We start from the raw sequence: 17,240 nt of genomic DNA, 5'->3' as shown, positions 1-17,240 counted from the left end.
CACAGAATATTATTGAGGAGAACTGTATGAAACTTGTCATGATTGGCCACGGTATGGTCGGCCACAAATTTATTGAATCGGTTTTGGAAACTGCGGGCGATGAGGTTGAAATCACCATTTTGGCAGAAGAACCGCGTTTGGCTTATGACCGCGTACATTTAACCGAATACTTCACCGGCAAGTCTGCCAAAGACTTAAGCTTATGCCGCAGTGACTTCGCCGATGCCTATGGCATTGATCTGCGCCTCAATACCAAAGCCACGGCTATTGACCCGGTACATAAACTGGTCACCACCAATCAGGGTGATGTGATTGCCTATGACAAACTGGTACTGGCGACGGGCTCTTATGCCTTTGTGCCACCTATTCCGGGCAATGACCGTGAAAACTGCTTTGTTTACCGCACTATTGAAGATCTGGATGCAATTAAAGCCGCTAGTCTGAATGCCAAATCTGGTGTCGTGATTGGTGGCGGTTTACTTGGTCTGGAAGCAGCCAAAGCCTTAAAAGACCTAAATCTGGAAACCCATGTAGTCGAGTTTGCGCCGCGTCTGATGGCAGTGCAGGTTGATGACCTGGGCGGTAAGGTGCTGCGCAGCAAAATTGAAGATCTGGGCGTGAAAGTCCATACCCAGAAAGCCACCTCCTCAATTGAAGATGGCGCGTCGGCCAAGCATGTGATGAAGTTTGGTGATGGCGCTGAACTGGAAACCGATATCATCCTGTTTTCTGCCGGGATTCGTCCACGTGATGAACTGGCGCGCCAAAGCGGACTCAGCATTGGCGAGCGCGGCGGGATTGTGATTAATGATTACTGTCAGACTTCCAATCCGGATATTTATGCGATTGGGGAATGTGCGCTGTGGCAAAACAAGATTTACGGTCTGGTCGCACCGGGCTATGACATGGCTCGAATTGCCGCCAAGCATGTGATGCAGCAAAACCCGAACTGCTTTGCTGGCGCCGACATGAGCACTAAATTAAAGCTGATGGGTGTGGATGTGGCATCTATTGGTGATGCACATGCCATGACTCCAAATTCACTCAGCTATTTTTATGCCGATGAAGATGCGCTGATCTACAAGAAAATTGTGGTTAATGCGGAAAAAAACCGATTGCTGGGTGCGGTGCTGGTTGGCTGTGCCAAAGAATATAACGATCTACTGCAAATGATGCTGAATGGTCTGGCAGTTCCAGAACAGCCAGAAAGCCTGATCATGCCGGGCTTTGCCGAGTCAGGTGCCAAAGCCGGTGGCAGCGGTGTCGATTTGCTGCCAGACAGCGCCACCATCTGTTCCTGTAATAACGTGTCTAAAGCCGATATCTGCCAGGCGATTGAAGCCGGTTCAACTTCACTCGGTGCACTGAAGAAATGTACCCAGGCCGCAACTGCTTGTGGGGGCTGTGCACCTTTAGTGACTCAGGTATTAAAAGCCGAATTGCAGCGTCAAGGGGTGACGGTCAATAACCATCTTTGTGAACACTTTGCCTATTCGCGTCAGGAACTGTATCACCTGGTGCGTGTGAACGAGATCAAGACTTTTGAAGATTTAATCCAGCAACATGGTCACGGTCTGGGCTGTGATATCTGTAAACCAACTGTGGCCAATATTCTGGCCTCCTGCTGGAATGACTTTGTGCTAAAACCAAGTCATGCCGGCCTGCAAGATAGCAATGACTACTATCTGGGCAATATCCAGAAAGATGGTTCTTATTCGGTGGTCCCACGAATGGCCGGTGGTGAAGTGACTCCAGATGGCCTGATTGCCATTGGCCAGATTGCCAAGGAATACGGCCTGTACACCAAACTGACCGGTGGTCAGCGCGTGGATATGTTTGGGGCGCAGGTACATCAGTTACCGGAAATCTGGCAAAAACTGATTGATGCCGGTTTTGAATCGGGTCATGCCTACGGCAAGTCACTGCGTACCGTGAAATCTTGCGTGGGTAGCACCTGGTGCCGTTATGGCGTGGATGATTCAGTTGGCTTGGCGATTTTCCTGGAAAACCGTTACAAAGGCCTGCGTTCTCCGCACAAACTGAAAATGGCGGTATCTGGCTGTACCCGTGAATGTGCCGAAGCACAAAGTAAAGACGTGGGCGTGATTGCCACTGAAAAAGGCTGGAACCTCTATGTTTGCGGTAACGGTGGCATGAAACCGCGTCATGCCGAGCTGCTGGCTTCCGATCTGGATACCAGTACCTTAATCAAATACATCGACCGCTTCTTTATGTTCTACATTCAAACCGCAGACCGTTTACAACGTACTTCGGTTTGGCGCGACAACCTGGAGGGCGGGCTGGATTATCTGAAAGATGTGATTGTGCACGATTCCTTAGGTCTGGCCGCAGAACTGGAACGTCGCATGCAGCATGTGGTGGGTACTTATCAGGATGAATGGTGTACTGCGATTGAAGATCCAGAAGTACGCAAACGCTTTAAAACCTTTATCAATGCCAAAGCCGAGCAGCAGCACGATCCGCACATCCAGTTTGCCACCGAGCGTGGGCAGATTCGCCCGAAAACGGCAGCCGAGCGTGATGAAAGCCGGATTCCGGTGATGCAGGCATAACCTTCAAGATCAAGACGCATCTTCTAAAGCAAATCCGCCAGAAAAACCAAATGGGATATGCAGCAGAAGATGCCAAAGCACAGGATAACGATGATGACAATTTTAAAAGATATGAATGAACTGGATTGGGTAGAGGTCTGTCATCTGGAGGAGATTACCCCACATACCGGCGTGGCAGCCTTGGTGGAAGGCCAGCAGATTGCAATTTTCCGTGTGGGGCAGGAACAGCGTGTTTATGCCCTGAGTAATCAGGACCCGTTTAGCGGCGCCAATGTGATGTCGCGCGGCATTCTTGGCGATTTGCAAGGTGAGCGTGTGGTGGCATCACCAATCTATAAACAGCATTTCAGTCTGGCCACCGGCCGCTGTCTGGAAGATAAAGACCAGAAATTACTGGTGTTTCCAAGCAAAATTGAACAGGGCCGAGTTTTTGTCAGTCCGACCGCACAAAAAACCTATATCACCAATAATGGCGTGCAACAGGAAAAAATGAAGCTGGTGCTGGTGGGTAATGGTCTGGCGGGCATGCGCTGTCTGGAAGATTTGCTGGATATGGCACCTGATCGTTACGAGATTACCGTGATTGGCGAAGAACCGTGGGGCAACTACAACCGGATTATGCTGTCCCCGGTCTTGGCCGGTGATAAAACGGTGGACGATATCATGCTGCATCCGCATGCCTGGTATGCCGAAAAAGGTATTCAGCTGATTGCCGGTGATGCTGCGGTGAAAATTGATCGTCCACGCAAGCAAGTCTTCACCCAGTCGGGGCAGGTGGTGAATTATGACCGGCTGATTTTAGCCACTGGCTCGCAGCCGTTTATTCCCCCAATTCCGGGCACAGAGCTGGACGGTGTGCTTAGCTTCCGCGATATCTATGATGTGAACCGGATGCTGGAATATTGCGAACAGAAACGAAATGCTGTGGTTATTGGTGGTGGTTTACTTGGACTTGAAGCGGCCTATGGTTTGAAACAGCGTGGCATGAACGTTACCGTACTGCATCTAATGGACCGGATTATGGACCGCCAGCTGGATAGCAAAGCCAGCTTAATGTTGAAAAACAGTATTGAAGAAAAAGGTATTCGTATCCTGACCGAAGCCAATACCGAAATGCTGCTTGGTGAAAATGGCCATGTCACACAAGTCCGGCTAAACGATGGCACGCTGCTCGATGCCGATCTGGTGGTGTTTGCGGTGGGAATCCGTCCGAATATTGCCCTGGCGCAAAGTGCCGGCCTGCGCTGTCAGCGTGGGGTGCTGGTCAATGACACCATGCAAAGTTATGACCCGAGTATTTATGCAGTCGGTGAGTGTATCGAACATCGTGGTCAAACTTTTGGTCTGGTGGAACCGCTGTGGGGCCAAGCCTTTATTTGTGCCTCGCATCTGGCAGAACACGGTAGCTTGACCTTTAAGGCACCTACTGTTCCGACCCAGCTCAAAGTCAGTGGTTGTGATGTGTTCTCGGCCGGTAATTTTGAACCGGAAGATGATTTTGAAGACATTGTCCTGAAGGATGAAAAACGTCAGATTTATAAACGCATCATCATCCAGAAAGACAAAGTCATTGGTGCAGTACTGTTTGGCGATACCGAAGATGGCGCCTGGTATGCCGAGCTGATTGCAGATCAGACCCCGATTCATCAAATCCGCAACAAACTGCTGTTTGGTAAAGATTTTGCATTAAAGAAAGCGGGTTAAGAACAAACTATTCTGTCCTGTACTTAAGCGGATACACGGAAACGTCATCCGCAACTGTTTGAGCCAGGACAAAATATGAAAATGAATGTTTTTGCAACCTTTTTGATAAATGCCCGATGAAGGCGAGTTTTGCGGTTCTTACGCCACAGTGTGGCTCAGGTTTTGCCTACTTTTCCCGAAAGAAAAGTAGGTCGAACCGAAGCTTAATCCAGATAAATGAGTTGCATTGAAAAGACAGCGTTGGAATGAATCTTTTTGAAAAGAATTAAATTGTGTTTCAACACCTAAGGGGCATCCATGAACAGTATTCCCGTTGTGGAACTAGAAAGCTCCACAGAACTAAAAACGATGACTACACAAACCACCTGTCCTTATTGTGGTGTGGGTTGTGGGGTTAAGGCCCATGTCAGCCATTCACCACAGGGCGTGCAGGTGAAAGTCGAAGGCGATGTGCAGCATCCGGCCAACTTTGGCAAACTGTGTATTAAAGGCAGCAATCTGGCCGATACCTTGGGGCTAGAGACACGGGTATTAACCCCAATGCTGGGCCGTAAGGACAACCGTCAGCCAACAGACTGGCAGACTGCCACCACCGAAATTGCGCAAAAATTCCAGCATTGTATTGAGCAATATGGCCCGGAAAGTATTGCTTTTTATGTTTCGGGGCAATTGCTGACCGAAGACTATTATGTGGTCAATAAATTTGTCAAAGGTTATTTGGGCACGGCTAATATTGATACCAACTCGCGGCTGTGTATGTCCTCTGCGGTGGCGGCGCATAAACGGGCCTTTGGTGAAGATCTGGTGCCTGCCAGCTATACAGATTTTGAACAGACCGAGATGGTGGTGCTGGTCGGTTCCAATACCGCCTGGTGCCATCCGGTTCTGTATCAGCGCATGATGCAGGCCAAAGAACAGCGCAATCTGTTTGTGGTGGTGGTCGACCCACGCTTTACCGCGACCTGTGAAGCGGCCGATTTACATTTGCCGATTATGCTCGGGCAAGATGTTGCATTATTTAACGGCTTGCTGCAGTACTTACAGCAAAATGGTCATCAGGACCACAATTTTACCGCTGCCTATACCGAAGGCTTGCAGCAGGCGTTAGAAGCCAGCGCCGCGGAGCAGCAGCTGGAAAATGTGGCAGCGCGTACCGGGATTTCTGCCGAGAAATTACAGCTATTTTTTGAAAAATTTGCCCAGACTGACAAAGTCATGACCCTGTTTTCGATGGGGGTGAACCAGTCTTCACAAGGGGTCAATAAAGCCAACAGTATTATCAATTGTCATCTGTTGACCGGCAAAATTGGCAAGCCGGGCGCAGCACCGTTTTCCATGACCGGACAACCGAATGCCATGGGCGGGCGTGAAGTGGGTGGACTGGCCAATATGCTGGCGGCGCATCTGGATCTGGATCAGCGGGCCCATCAGCAGCTGGTGCAGCAGTTCTGGGATAGCCCGAAAATTGCCACTCAAGCGGGGTTAAAAGCGGTCGATCTGTTTGAAGCGGTAGAAGCCGGGAAAATCAAGGCACTGTGGATTATGGCCACCAATCCGGTGGTGAGTTTACCCAATGCCGATCAGGTCAAACGCGCCTTGGCGCAGTGTGATTTTGTGGTGGTGTCGGATATCTGTCAGGATACCGATAGCACTGCCTATGCCGATGTTTTATTACCGGCTTTGGGTTGGGGCGAAAAAGAAGGCAGTGTTACCAATTCCGAACGGCGCATTTCCAGACAGCGTGCCTTTTTGCCCGCACCGGGCCAGGCCAAGGCCGACTGGTGGGCGATCAGTCAGGTGGCCAAGGCCATGGGCTTTCGCGGTTTCGATTATCAGCATGTGCATGAGATTTTTCTGGAACATGCGGCTTTATCGGCCTGTGAAAATGGTCCGGTGACACAGCGTCAGGACTATCCGCTATTTCGCTACTTTAATTTAAGCGGTCTGAGCCAGCTAAGCCTGCAACAGTATGAACAGCTACAGCCGCTGCAATGGCCAGTATTAACGCCTCAGCAGAATTCACCGGTGGAACAGTTGTTTACCCAGGGACAGTTTAGCTTTCCGAATGGCAAAGCCCGTTTTATTGCCACTCAGGCCATCGACCCGGTACATGGCGCTTGTGAAGATTATCCTCTCATTCTGAATACTGGCCGGATTCGTGACCAGTGGCACACCATGAGCCGTACCGGTTTATCGGCCAATTTAAGCACTCACAAAGCCGAGCCCTATTGTGAAATTCACCCCAATGATGCACTGAAATATGGCCTGAAAGATGGGGAACTGGTGGAGCTGAAATCCCGCTGGGGCAGCTGTGTATTGCGGGTTGAAGTTTCGACTGGTATTCGCCGTGGTCAGCTGTTTGCGCCCATTCACTGGAATGATCAGGTCGCTTCCGATGCGCGAATTGGAAAAGTGGTCAATCCGGTGGTGGATGCCATTTCCGGCGAACCCGAATTTAAACATACCCCGGTTAGCATCCAGCCATTTTATACCGACTGGCAGGGCGTGCTGTATATTCGCCACGGTCATGAAGCGGCAGTTCAGGCCACTTTGGCGCAGGTAGCGTGGTGGAGCAAGATTCAGACCGCCAAAGCGGTGCGTTATGAACTGGCCGACCGGAAAAAATTTAAACATACCGCCGCACAGATTAAACAGCTGCTGCAGCTGGAAGATAGCCGCTTTGAATGGCTGCAGCTGGAAGATCCATCGGCATTCATCAGCCATAGTGTGGTGTTACAGGACGGGATTTTAATTGCCAGCCTGTATATTGCGCCCAACGCTTTATTGCCCGATCGGGACTGGGTTGCCAGCCTGTTTAAACGTGAGCGTTTAAGTGCCACGCATCGCAAAGCCTTGCTGGCCGGACAGGCGATGTCGGTACAGAACAATGAAGGACCGCTGGTATGTAGCTGCTTTAAAGTTGGCAAAAACCGCATTATCCAGACCATTCGGGAGCAGCAGTTAAGCCATGAAAAACAGATCACGGCCTGTTTAAAAGCTGGCGGCAATTGTGGCTCATGTTTACCGGAAATCCGTGGGCTGATTAAAGCCTGTCAGATGGAGGAAATGCCATGAATCGCAACTCCGCCATCATGCAGGCCGATTATCCTGTGACCGATCTGGTCATTCTGGCGGGCGGACAAGCCCGCCGCATGAATGGCATGAACAAGCTGCTGCAAAAGTTTGATGATGACATCCAGCTGCTTAAAATCCAGCGACGCTTCAAGGCTGAAATTCAGCAATTGTGGATCAATAGCCATCGCGATCGTTCTATTTACGCCAGATTGCTGCCGCATCTGCATTGTTATCATGATGATGAAGGCGGTTTTCTAGGCCCGTTGATGGGCATGAAAAGCGCCTGGGGCCATGTGCAGGCCGACTATGTGCTGTTTGTTCCCTGTGATGTGACCTATATTCCGCCCGATGTGCTGCCACGGTTGCATCAGCGTCTGGCCAGACAGCCGCAGGCCGACGTGGCCTATGTGATGATGAACGGACAGGCGCTGTATCCATTTTGTCTGATGAAACGCAGCAGTTTGCCCACACTTCGCGCGCATCTTGCACAACATCAGCGCAGTTTAAAGCACTGTTTCGCAGAAATGCATGCTCAGGTGGCAAAATTTAAAAATCGTGCGCTATTTTTTCACAGTATTAACTCGCTGGATGAACTGCAACAGTATCGTCAGCTGAAATTTCTTTAAAAATCATCTCATTTCTTCGCTTCTAGCGTGTGCTGGGCAGAATTTAAACACTCTCTTTATCAAAAGCCCAAAGTTGGAACATTAATTGCAAATTCAAGCCTAAAGCGCGGCATGTGATCCGTGCAAACCTATTGCCTATTGCACAGCCATGAAGCAATTGCCCAGAGGATAACAGGCGTGATCAATCCCCAGATTCCCGTGAGACCCGCATATTTTCAGGATCAGTTTGGCCGGAGCAAACGCAAGCTGCGGATTTCTGTGACCGATCGTTGCAATTTTAAATGTGTCTACTGCATGCCTGAACATCCTGAATGGATGAAGAAACATCAGCTGCTGAGTTTTGAGGCCTTGCTGCAGTTTTGCCAGTTGATGGTTGAGCAGGGGATTCAGCATATCCGCATTACCGGCGGCGAACCGCTGATGCGCCAGGGTGTGGTGCATTTTATCCGGGATTTACAGCCCTTACGCCAATTGGGCTTGGCGCGAATTTCCATGACCACAAATGGCCATTATCTGAGCCGCTATGCGCAGGAATTAAAACAGGCCGGTCTGGATGATTTAAATATCAGTCTGGACAGTTTAGATCCGCAGCAGTTTTTTACGCTAACCCAAAAACAGTTACAGCCGGTACTCGACGGGATTCAGGCCGCGCAGCAGGCGCATTTGCCCATCAAACTGAATAGCGTGCTAATCAAAGGCATTAATGACGACCAGATGGTGCCACTTTTGCAGTGGAGCAAAGCCCGGCAGATTGCGCTACGTTTTATTGAATTTATGCCGCTGGATGGTGATGGTCACTGGAGCGCCGCGCATGTAGTCACCGAGCAGGAAATTTTGCAGCGTTTAAGCCAGCATTTTCCGGTCGAAGCCATCCACAGCCAAGGCGCGAATCCAGCACGGGAATATCGGGTCGATGGCCACCCGGTAGGGATTATTTCCACCATCAGCCATGCCTTTTGCGGCCAGTGTGACCGGTTGCGTTTAAGTGCCCAGGGCGAATTGTATAACTGTCTGTTTGCCGAACAGCCTGTGCCGTTAAAAGCGCTGATTGAACAGCTGCAGACTCATACGGCGCCCGTGGCACGTGAGCAGTTATTGCAGCAATTACAAAGCTATATCTGGCAGAAAAAAGCCGGCTTTCATGCCATTCATTCTCAAGCCACAACCACTGCCGGGAGCGCCCGGAAAATCAGCATGTATATGATTGGAGGTTAAGTATGCACGATATCCTGATTCAGATTGAAGCCTTTGGCGCTGTAAAACAGGCGTTGCCAGAAACCGTGCAGATGCAGTGTCTGCCCGGTACGGCCATTGCGGACTTGTTGCTGCAGTTAAACCACAGTTATCCGGCGGCGGCAGCTCTGGTCGAGCGGTGTGCCTGCGCGATTGGTGAAGATATTGTGCCGCGCCAGCAGACCTTGCAGCACAGTACCACGCTGGTGTTGCTGTCACCGGTGGCAGGAGGTTAAACGATGCAGCATATAAAACAGTTTGCCCGGATTCAGGATATGCCACTCAGCCAGTCCAGCTTCGATGAGATTCAGCAGTTTCCTGAATGTGGTGGCATTGGCATTTTTGTGGGCACAGTCCGCAATCATCATGAAGGTAAAGCGGTGCAGTCGCTGAAATATACCGCCTATGCACCGGTGGCAGAAAAAATGATCCGGCAGATTGAGCAGGAAATTCAGCAGCAATATGGCGTGTCGTATGTGCGGGTCATCCACCGGATTGGGGATTTAGCCATTGGTGAAACCGCAATTATTGCCATGGCGTATGCGCCGCATCGCCGTGAAGCCTTTCAGGCCTGCGAGGTGGCGGTAGAGCGGGTCAAACATGAAGTCCCGGTCTGGAAAGAAGAATTTTATTGCGATGGCAGCAGCCAGTATGTCGAAGGCTGCTGTATTCGTAAAGATCATCCGCCAGTGGAAGCGAATACGCATACCGAGTGCTGCAATCACCCCCATGCAGGCGAAAACGCCTATCAATGGCCGCTTTAAATTTGATGTTAAGCCTAATTTTTAAATCAATAATTCCGGAATAAAGTCATGAAAAATGTAGGCATGAAAGCCGAAACCTATCGTACTGCGGTGGCCAGTGCCATTTTATATGCGCCGCCGCACTGTATCGAGCTGCTGCGTCAGGGCAATACCGAAAAAGGCGATGCGCTGAAAACTGCGCGTATTGCCGGTATTCTGGCAGCCAAACGTACCGATGAGCTGATTCCGCTGTGCCATCCTTTACCCATTTACCGGGCCGATGTGGATTATGAACTGCATGAACAGCATGTCGAGATTATTGCCACGGTAGAAACTATTGGTCCAACCGGTGTCGAGATGGAAGCCTTAACCGCAGCCAGTCTGGCCGGACTGACCTTATACGACATGCTGAAACCGCACTGTGAACCGGAAGATTTGTGTCTGGATCAATGCAAATTACAGCAGAAAAAAGGCGGTAAATCCCATTTTAGCCGGGTCTTGGCGCAGCCGATGCCGGCTTCGGTGATTGTGCTGTCCGATACCGTCGCCGCGGGTAAAAAACCGGATACCGCCGGCCAGAATATTCTGGAAATATTGGCAGAGGCCAATTTCCAGCAGGTTCAGTATCAGGTGATTCCGGATAGCCCGGAACAGTTGCTGGCCTTAATTGAACAGCAGAAAAATCAGTATCCGCTGATTTTAACCGTTGGCGGCACTGGTCTTGGCCCGAAAGATTTAACCGTAGAAACCCTGGCTCCGCTATTAGAACGGGAAATTCCAGGGCTGATGGAAGCCTCGCGCAGTTTTGGCCAGAAACGCACGCCGTATGCGGCTTTAAGCCGTGGAGTCGCCGGCTATATCGAAAATAGTCTGGTGATGACTTTACCGGGCAGTCGTCAGGGGGCGAAGGAATCCTTGCTGGCGGTATTACCGGCCTTGGTGCATGTCTTTGATGTGCAGAAAAATATTCCACATGCAGGAGGCTATCAATAATGTCAGGCTGTGGTGTAGAAAGCGGGTTGATCAGTCTGGATCAAGCACTAGATAAGATGATTGCGGCAACACCCTGTCTGGAGGTGGAAACCCTGCAACTACAACAGGGCCTGCATCGCTATTTAGCTGAAGATATTTATGCGGGGATTGATCTGCCTTTATTTTCCCAAAGTGCAGTCGATGGTTATGCCCTGTGTAGCGATGGAGAGATAGCGCCAGGCGCGCAGTTCCAGCTGGTCGGTGAAATCCGGGCAGGTCAATCAGCCGATGTGACGCTGCAGCGTGGACAGGCGATGCGTATTTTTACCGGCGCGCCCATTCCTGCCGGCACCACCACGGTGGCACGTCAGGAAATTGTACAGCGGATGTCTAGCCATCTGATTCAGCTGGAGGCTGCGCTCAAACTGCATGCCGATATCCGGGATGTAGGCGAAGAAATTACCCAAGGTCAGTTACTGGCGTCAGCCGGACAATATTTAAATATCGGCGCAATTGCGGCTTTAAGCATGGCCGGTATTGATCAAGTTCAGGTCTATCAGCAGCCTAAAGTTGCCGTACTCATTACCGGTGATGAAGTCGCGCAGTCGGCTGCAGATTTGCAAGCAGGAAAAATTTTTGATGCCAATGCACCTTTAATTGCAGCCTGGTGTCAGGCACGGCATCAACCTGTGCATATTGTGCATGTGGAAGATAATGAAATTGCCTTAATCCGATACTTTCAGCAACTTCAGGAGGAGTATGATGTCATCATCAGCACTGGCGGAATTTCGGTTGGTGATTATGATTTTATCCGTCCGGTGGCTTTAAATGTAGGCTTTGAGCAGGTGTTCTGGAAAGTGAAACAGAAGCCGGGGAAACCGGTTTTTTTCGCCAGATACCGAAAATCGGCTAACAAATTTTGTCACTTATTGGCATTGCCGGGCAATCCTGCGGCGGTATATGTTGGAATCTCGATCTATACGCAAACTTTATTAGAAGTATTACAAGGGCAAAGTCAGCCGCCCGCGTGGTGGACAGGGCAAATACAACATGACTTAAAGCCCGATGCGAGAGAAAGGATTTTAAGAATGGCCGCCTGTTTTGAAGATGGGGTGTTGAAACTGCACAGTTTAGCCAAGCAGCAGTCGCATATGCTCAGTAATCTGATGTATGCCAACTGTCTGGTGCGTGTGCCGGCTCATCAGCCGATTCAAAAAGGCCAATGCTTAAAGGGAATATTCATACAGCATTGAGGGAGTGCGTTTTGAAGACCATCCAACTGGGTTTAATCTGTGTCGCCTTGTGCTTAAGCACATTCAGTCGAGCCAATTCCGTTCAGGTGTATGCAGCTGCAAGTCTGGGCCCGGCATTGACGGATGTGATTCGGCATTATCAGCTGCAACATCCAGAAGCCAAGATTGTACCGGTTTTTGGCACTTCATCGACCTTGGCCAAACATATTGTCCGCGGTGCAAAAGTCGATCTTTATTTTCCGGCCGATCAGGACTGGATGACCTATCTGGTGAAACGCAACAAGGTCAAAGCCAGTCAGGTCAAACCAATTATTTATAACCAGCTGGTGGCAATTGCCCTGAAAGATGCGCGGATTCCGTTTCGGGCGCATCCTACCTTTAATTTTCCTCAGGCCTTTACGGGCCGGCTGTGTACCGGACAGGTCGATTCGGTGGCGGTTGGAAAATATGCCAAACATAGTCTGACCAAGCTGGGCTGGTATAAACGGCTGGAAAAACGCATTATTGGCGCGTCGGATGCCCGGGCTGCTTTGGCCTTTGTCGAGCGCGGTGCCTGTCAGGTCGGCATTGTTTATCGCAGCGATGCCGTCAGTAGCGATAAAGTAAAAGTGCTGGGTGCGTTTCCGGTACAGACCCATCCGGACATTGTCTATACCGCGGCTTTAACCAAACAGGGTGAAAAGAATCGTCAGGCGGTCAAGTTCCGGCGCTATCTGGGTAGCGTCGCGGCTCACAAGATTTTTGTTCAACATGGTTTTCGTCCCTAGGTTGCTGCTTTGATGCTCAGTCCCGAAGAACTAAGTGGTTTATATCTGTCTGCTAAAGTGGCCAGTGTCGCGACCTTGTTTTGCCTGCCATTTGCAATTTGTCTGGGCTGGATGCTGGCACGCTATGAATTTCGCAGCAAGTTTTTGCTTGAAGCCATGTTACAACTGCCGATGGTTTTACCACCGGTAGTGCTGGGCTATGTATTGCTGGTGCTGTTTAGCCCGCAAGGCTGGATTGGACAGGTTTTGGCCCACTGGGGCATTGAGCTGGCGTTTAACTGGAAAGGCGCAGTACTGGCTGCCATGCTGGTGGCGTTTCCCTTGCTGGATGAACTACTCGGAGCTAAAGCAACCGAGTTTCCGTAGTGCAACCTAAGTTGCACACATCTCTTTTGACGCTTCATTGGTACTGCGAAAAAGGGCTTTAACACCCTTAGTCGTCTTACGAATACCTCTGCGCCCACTAGATGACAAATGATTGTCATCCAACAGCGTTCCACTGTCTAAAATTAAATTAATCGCCCTGTTCTTAATAACAACTGATGCATTGTGATCTGCATTGTCAATGTGTCCACAACTCACGCATTTAAACTTGTCTTGGCTTTTGCGATTGTCGGGGTGAGTGTGACCGCATAAAGCGCACTCTTGACTTGTATAAGAAGCATTGATGGTAAATACCGCTTTACCTAGCTTAACTGCTTTGTAAGCTAGGAATGAGGCAATTCTATGCCAACCCACGTTCAGGATAGATTTGTTTAAGCCTGCTTTGGCTTTAGCCTTATTAGGAATAAATCGACCTGATTCATCGATCTTTGGTAAAGGCTTTTTAGTCATGCTCTTGGTATTTAATTTTTCAAAGATAAATACCTTAGCTAAACCATTAACTAGGCTATGACTTGTCTTATGAGCAAAGTCCTTGCGAATATTGGCTTTCTTAGAGTGATGCACCGCAATTCGATGTTTAGTCTTAGCTCTTCGGTTTGAGCCTTTTACTTGTCGAGCGAGTTTTCTTTGCAGTCGCTTAATGTAGCGATCTGCTTTTGTTAAATGATTCTTTTGTTCTTTAGAGAAATCAAATTCTTCATAGCCTGCATGAACAGGAATGGTGACACCACGATCTATACCAACCACTATTTTTTGTAGTTGTTCTTCGTCCATGCCCTGCAAATGATCTAACTGTCTTTTGGCGTATTTTTTAGCATCGAATTTCTTACCGTCAAACTCTTGAATCTCAACACCATCTTCATAGCAGAAAGAAACGAAATATTGACCACGCTCTTTGCGAATATAAAGGGATTTCGGTTCTTTAAAGTTAGCATGAGCCTTAAAACTTAATGAGCCTATATTAAATTTTTTACCACCGATATATAGCTTGCGCTTATTTCTTTCCGTGCGAAACTCGAATAAATCAGAGGTTAAATGAATCGAACCTTTATCTGTCTTCTTTTTACGTTTTGGTCGCCCACATAAACCTTTAATAGATTTTTTGAGTGTGTTGTACCAATTAACGGTTGAGTTCTTTTGTATTGTACTAGGGCAGTTTGCAAGCCATGAACTAATCTCATCTGATTTAAAGTGAGCGTATTTTTGATCTTGGGTTTTATAATAGTGATCAAAAGTTGCAAACTTACGGGCAAATCCTCGAAAGTATTTATCCTCATCGCATTTGGCATTCCAAACGAAACGAGCACAACCCATCCACTGACTTAAAATCAGCTTTTGATGTTGTGTTGGGTATGCTCTTAATTGGATGCCTGTTAGCAATTGAAAAACCTCTAGGTGTTGAGGTTATTTTAGCTTAAAATAAGGTTAAAGTAAATCTAGTATGAGGATAAGATGTACGAGTGGAGAACAGGTAGATCATGCATTTATAAAAACATTGTTCATTTAGTATTTGTTACGAAATACAGAAGAGATGTATTAACAAAAGACATGCTTTCCTCCCTAAAAGAGATTATGGAAGAAACCTGTTTGCAAATGGATTGTGAGCTTATTGAGTTTAATGGTGAAGATGATCACATCCACCTGCTTGTAAGTGTTCATCCAAAGCACTCAGTTTCCAACCTAGTTGGAAAACTGAAAGGGAAAAGTTCTTATGTTTTAAGGCGTTCATTTTGGGATGAAGTTAAGGAAAAACTATGGGGCAATCACTTTTGGTCGCCTAGTTACTGCGCTGTATCCTGTGGTGGCGCAAGTTTGGATGTAGTGAAAAAATACATTGAAGAACAAAGAACACCAACGTCAGAAAAAAATGCTAAAAAGTCCATGTCATTAAAAAAGAGCTAACTCGCCCTTAAAAGAGCGAGAATGCGCTCTTAGTTTTGTTCAAATGTTAAATCCACAGCTGGAACAGGTGGCAGCCTCACTTGGGGCTGCGCCGCTGAAAGTCTTTTTCAGTATTAGCTTACCGCTGGTGCTGCCCGGGATTCTTATGGGCAGTATTCTGGGCTTTAGCCGCAGTCTGGGTGAATTTGGCGCCACCATTACCTTTGTTGGCAATATCCCGGATGAAACCCGCACCATTCCCATCGCTATTTATACGCTCATTCAACAGCCTGATGGCGAAGCTGCTGCCATGCGTCTGGTGCTGTTATCCACCGGCTTGGCTTTTGCCGCCTTACTGGCCAATTATTTTATTCTGCACAGATATCAACGTAAATTGGGGCAAAACTGATGCTGGATTGTTAGATCGATTATCAGAATGCGCAGTTCAAATTACAGCTGCAGCTGACCTGTGCAGAGCAGATTGTCGGGATTCTGGGGCCCTCCGGTTCCGGGAAAACCAGCTTTCTGCATCTGCTGGCCGGACTGTTACGGCCGCAACAGGGCCGGATTGTGCTGAATCACCGTTTATTGCTCGATACCCAGCAGCAGGTATTTGTGCCTGTGCATTAACGTAAAATTGCCCTGATTTTTCAGAAAGCCCTGTTATTTCCGCATTTGAATGTTGAGCAGAATTTAAGATATGCAGAAGGTTTACAGCCGCTGGCACAGCGTAAATTTGAGTTTGAGCAGATTGTTGAGCTGTTAGAACTGTCCAGGCTGATTCGACGCAAAGCGCATCAATTATCTGGCGGGGAAGCACAGCGCGTTTCGATTGGCCGGGCTTTATTGTCTGCACCGCAGTTATTGCTGCTGGATGAACCTTTAAGCGGACTGGATCAGCAGTTAAAACAGCAGATACTGCCATTTTTAAAACGCATTCAGCACGAATTGCAGCTGGGTATGATTTATGTGACCCATCATCCGGAAGAACTGCTGGAACTTCAGGCCACGGTGTATCAAATGCAAAAAGTGCAGGGCATCAGCAGTTTGCAACGGGACAAGGTAGTACCTTTGATTCAGCCGGTTTGTTAAAGCTCGGCAATTTGCTGTTGTAGCTGCTCCATCTGCTCGGTTAACTGTTTCATCATGATTTGCGCAATCCGGGAAAGCTGTCGTTTCGGTGCCACACACAGGGCCAGCGTCAGTGGATATAAACCTTTGTCCTGAACCGGTTTAAAGATGGCTGTTTGATGTTCCAGGAGCGGCAGTGCATCTAAATAACTCATTAGCCCCAGCCCCAAATTCTGCTTTAACAATGACATTAACATGCGAATGTCATTACATTCGATGCGGCTACGCGGACTAAACTGATGGTGCTTATACAGCGCGCTGACATATTCATGAATAATCAGCGGTGGTGCTGGCATTAAATGGGCATAAGGCAAGGTATCGGAAAAATACAGCGGTGTTTGTTCTGCCAGAGGATGCTCAACTGGAATCACAAAACCCAGCGGAATTTCCACAAAAGCCACCACTTCTAAATGCGGATGCGCTTGCGGATTCAGCAGCAGACCAAAATCCAGCTCCGCGGCCTGAATCATCTGTGCGACTTTTTCACTGTCCAGCACATGCACGTGAAAATCAATCCAGGGATAATGCTGGCTCATGTGTTGCATCGACTGCAGCACAAAACTTTCGCTGAGCGCTGAAATTAAGCCAAATTCAATGCTGCCACGATGCAGGCCCTGAATTTCATCAAAACGGATGCGGGTCTGCTGAAATTCCTTTTGCCATTTTAACAGATCGGCATACAGTAACTCTCCGGCCAAAGTCAGCCGTAGCCCATGATTCAGACGTTCAAATAGTGCAATCCCAAGTTCCTGCTCGGCCAGTACAATTTGTCGATGCACGGCAGATACCGAAATAAACAGCTGTTCGGCTGCCTTGCGCAAGCTGCCGGTTTGCGCCACCGCAATAAAATATTCTGAAAAACGCGAAAATGGGGTATTCACCATTTAAGACCTGGCCA

The 17,240-nt window shown here is 48.7% G+C and carries 13 protein-coding genes and 3 pseudogenes; 14 read left to right on the top strand and 2 right to left on the bottom strand.

From position 1 onward, the window contains the following. The first annotated feature begins 26 nt into the window (after positions 1 to 26). The 11 genes and pseudogenes from nirB to modB form a co-directional block, all read left to right on the top strand. Positions 27 to 2,573 carry a nitrite reductase large subunit NirB gene (nirB, locus tag ACVLR6_RS07435; RefSeq protein WP_455994816.1) on the top strand — a complete coding sequence of 849 codons (2,547 nt, stop codon included), beginning with the start codon at positions 27 to 29 and terminating at the stop codon, positions 2,571 to 2,573. Between the two features lie 93 nt (positions 2,574 to 2,666). Continuing rightward, positions 2,667 to 4,277, top strand: coding sequence for a nitrite reductase small subunit NirD (gene nirD / locus ACVLR6_RS07430; protein ID WP_168389978.1), 1,611 nt, complete (start codon positions 2,667 to 2,669; stop codon positions 4,275 to 4,277). A 297-nt stretch (positions 4,278 to 4,574) separates the two neighbouring features. Further along, on the top strand, positions 4,575 to 7,352 hold the full coding sequence (locus tag ACVLR6_RS07425; protein ID WP_455994813.1) for a molybdopterin-dependent oxidoreductase: 2,778 nt from the start codon (positions 4,575 to 4,577) through the stop codon (positions 7,350 to 7,352). Then, complete coding sequence (gene mobA / locus ACVLR6_RS07420; protein ID WP_168389980.1) at positions 7,349 to 7,978, top strand: molybdenum cofactor guanylyltransferase; 630 nt, start codon at positions 7,349 to 7,351, stop codon at positions 7,976 to 7,978. The genes ACVLR6_RS07425 and mobA overlap by 4 nt, the downstream gene beginning before the upstream one ends. 177 nt (positions 7,979 to 8,155) lie before the next feature. Continuing rightward, the gene (moaA, locus tag ACVLR6_RS07415) at positions 8,156 to 9,193 is read left to right on the top strand and encodes a GTP 3',8-cyclase MoaA (RefSeq protein WP_168389981.1); all 1,038 of its coding nucleotides are present in this window, start codon (positions 8,156 to 8,158) and stop codon (positions 9,191 to 9,193) included. Positions 9,194 to 9,195: 2 nt separating this feature from the next. Continuing rightward, on the top strand, positions 9,196 to 9,447 hold the full coding sequence (locus tag ACVLR6_RS07410) for a MoaD/ThiS family protein (RefSeq protein ID WP_045794773.1): 252 nt from the start codon (positions 9,196 to 9,198) through the stop codon (positions 9,445 to 9,447). Positions 9,448 to 9,450: 3 nt separating this feature from the next. Continuing rightward, complete coding sequence (locus ACVLR6_RS07405) at positions 9,451 to 9,975, top strand: molybdenum cofactor biosynthesis protein MoaE (protein WP_168389982.1); 525 nt, start codon at positions 9,451 to 9,453, stop codon at positions 9,973 to 9,975. A 48-nt stretch (positions 9,976 to 10,023) separates the two neighbouring features. Further along, a complete protein-coding gene (gene moaCB / locus ACVLR6_RS07400) occupies positions 10,024 to 10,947 on the top strand; it encodes a bifunctional molybdenum cofactor biosynthesis protein MoaC/MoaB (protein WP_005178124.1) in 924 nt (307 codons plus the stop codon). After that, positions 10,947 to 12,179, top strand: coding sequence for a molybdopterin molybdotransferase MoeA (locus ACVLR6_RS07395; protein WP_168389983.1), 1,233 nt, complete (start codon positions 10,947 to 10,949; stop codon positions 12,177 to 12,179). The genes moaCB and ACVLR6_RS07395 overlap by 1 nt, the downstream gene beginning before the upstream one ends. Before the next feature lie 11 nt (positions 12,180 to 12,190). Beyond that, the gene (modA, locus tag ACVLR6_RS07390; RefSeq protein ID WP_160243147.1) at positions 12,191 to 12,946 is read left to right on the top strand and encodes a molybdate ABC transporter substrate-binding protein; all 756 of its coding nucleotides are present in this window, start codon (positions 12,191 to 12,193) and stop codon (positions 12,944 to 12,946) included. Between the two features lie 12 nt (positions 12,947 to 12,958). After that, positions 12,959 to 13,273, top strand: a pseudogene (gene modB / locus ACVLR6_RS07385) (molybdate ABC transporter permease subunit); the annotation flags it as partial. 45 nt (positions 13,274 to 13,318) lie between these two features. Here modB and ACVLR6_RS07380 read toward each other — a convergent pair. After that, positions 13,319 to 14,710 (bottom strand): RNA-guided endonuclease InsQ/TnpB family protein, encoded by a 1,392-nt coding sequence (locus tag ACVLR6_RS07380; protein ID WP_419867752.1) that lies wholly within the window; start codon positions 14,708 to 14,710, stop codon positions 13,319 to 13,321. Positions 14,711 to 14,782: 72 nt separating this feature from the next. Here ACVLR6_RS07380 and tnpA point away from each other — a divergent pair, with 72 nt between their 5' ends. The 3 genes and pseudogenes from tnpA to ACVLR6_RS07365 all read left to right on the top strand — a co-directional run bounded on the left by tnpA (position 14,783) and on the right by ACVLR6_RS07365 (position 16,303). After that, a complete protein-coding gene (gene tnpA / locus ACVLR6_RS07375; protein WP_023274418.1) occupies positions 14,783 to 15,232 on the top strand; it encodes an IS200/IS605 family transposase in 450 nt (149 codons plus the stop codon). Between the two features lie 25 nt (positions 15,233 to 15,257). Beyond that, positions 15,258 to 15,620, top strand: a pseudogene (locus tag ACVLR6_RS07370) (ABC transporter permease subunit); the annotation flags it as partial. A gap of 14 nt (positions 15,621 to 15,634) precedes the next feature. Further along, positions 15,635 to 16,303: pseudogene (locus ACVLR6_RS07365) on the top strand (ATP-binding cassette domain-containing protein). On the opposite strand, the gene ACVLR6_RS07360 reads toward ACVLR6_RS07365, so the two are convergent. Then, positions 16,300 to 17,223: a LysR family transcriptional regulator gene (locus tag ACVLR6_RS07360; protein WP_168390091.1), complete on the bottom strand. Its 924-nt coding sequence runs from the start codon at positions 17,221 to 17,223 to the stop codon at positions 16,300 to 16,302. The pseudogene ACVLR6_RS07365 and the gene ACVLR6_RS07360 overlap by 4 nt on opposite strands. Positions 17,224 to 17,240: the final 17 nt, after the last annotated feature.

Source organism: Acinetobacter sp. T63 (assembly GCF_053852345.1).
The sequence above is the reverse complement of the archived record's forward strand: the minus strand, read 5'-3'. Positions and strand labels throughout refer to the sequence as shown.

Bases quoted from the DNA above. Each gene is read 5' to 3' on its own strand.
- nirB (WP_455994816.1), top strand. From the start codon at position 27: ATGAAACTTGTCATGATTGGCCACGGTATGGTCGGCCACAAATTTATT.
- nirD (WP_168389978.1), top strand. From the start codon at position 2,667: ATGACAATTTTAAAAGATATGAATGAACTGGATTGGGTAGAGGTCTGT.
- ACVLR6_RS07425 (WP_455994813.1), top strand. From the start codon at position 4,575: ATGAACAGTATTCCCGTTGTGGAACTAGAAAGCTCCACAGAACTAAAA.
- mobA (WP_168389980.1), top strand. From the start codon at position 7,349: ATGAATCGCAACTCCGCCATCATGCAGGCCGATTATCCTGTGACCGAT.
- ACVLR6_RS07410 (WP_045794773.1), top strand. From the start codon at position 9,196: ATGCACGATATCCTGATTCAGATTGAAGCCTTTGGCGCTGTAAAACAG.
- ACVLR6_RS07405 (WP_168389982.1), top strand. From the start codon at position 9,451: ATGCAGCATATAAAACAGTTTGCCCGGATTCAGGATATGCCACTCAGC.
- moaCB (WP_005178124.1), top strand. From the start codon at position 10,024: ATGAAAAATGTAGGCATGAAAGCCGAAACCTATCGTACTGCGGTGGCC.
- ACVLR6_RS07395 (WP_168389983.1), top strand. From the start codon at position 10,947: ATGTCAGGCTGTGGTGTAGAAAGCGGGTTGATCAGTCTGGATCAAGCA.
- tnpA (WP_023274418.1), top strand. From the start codon at position 14,783: ATGTACGAGTGGAGAACAGGTAGATCATGCATTTATAAAAACATTGTT.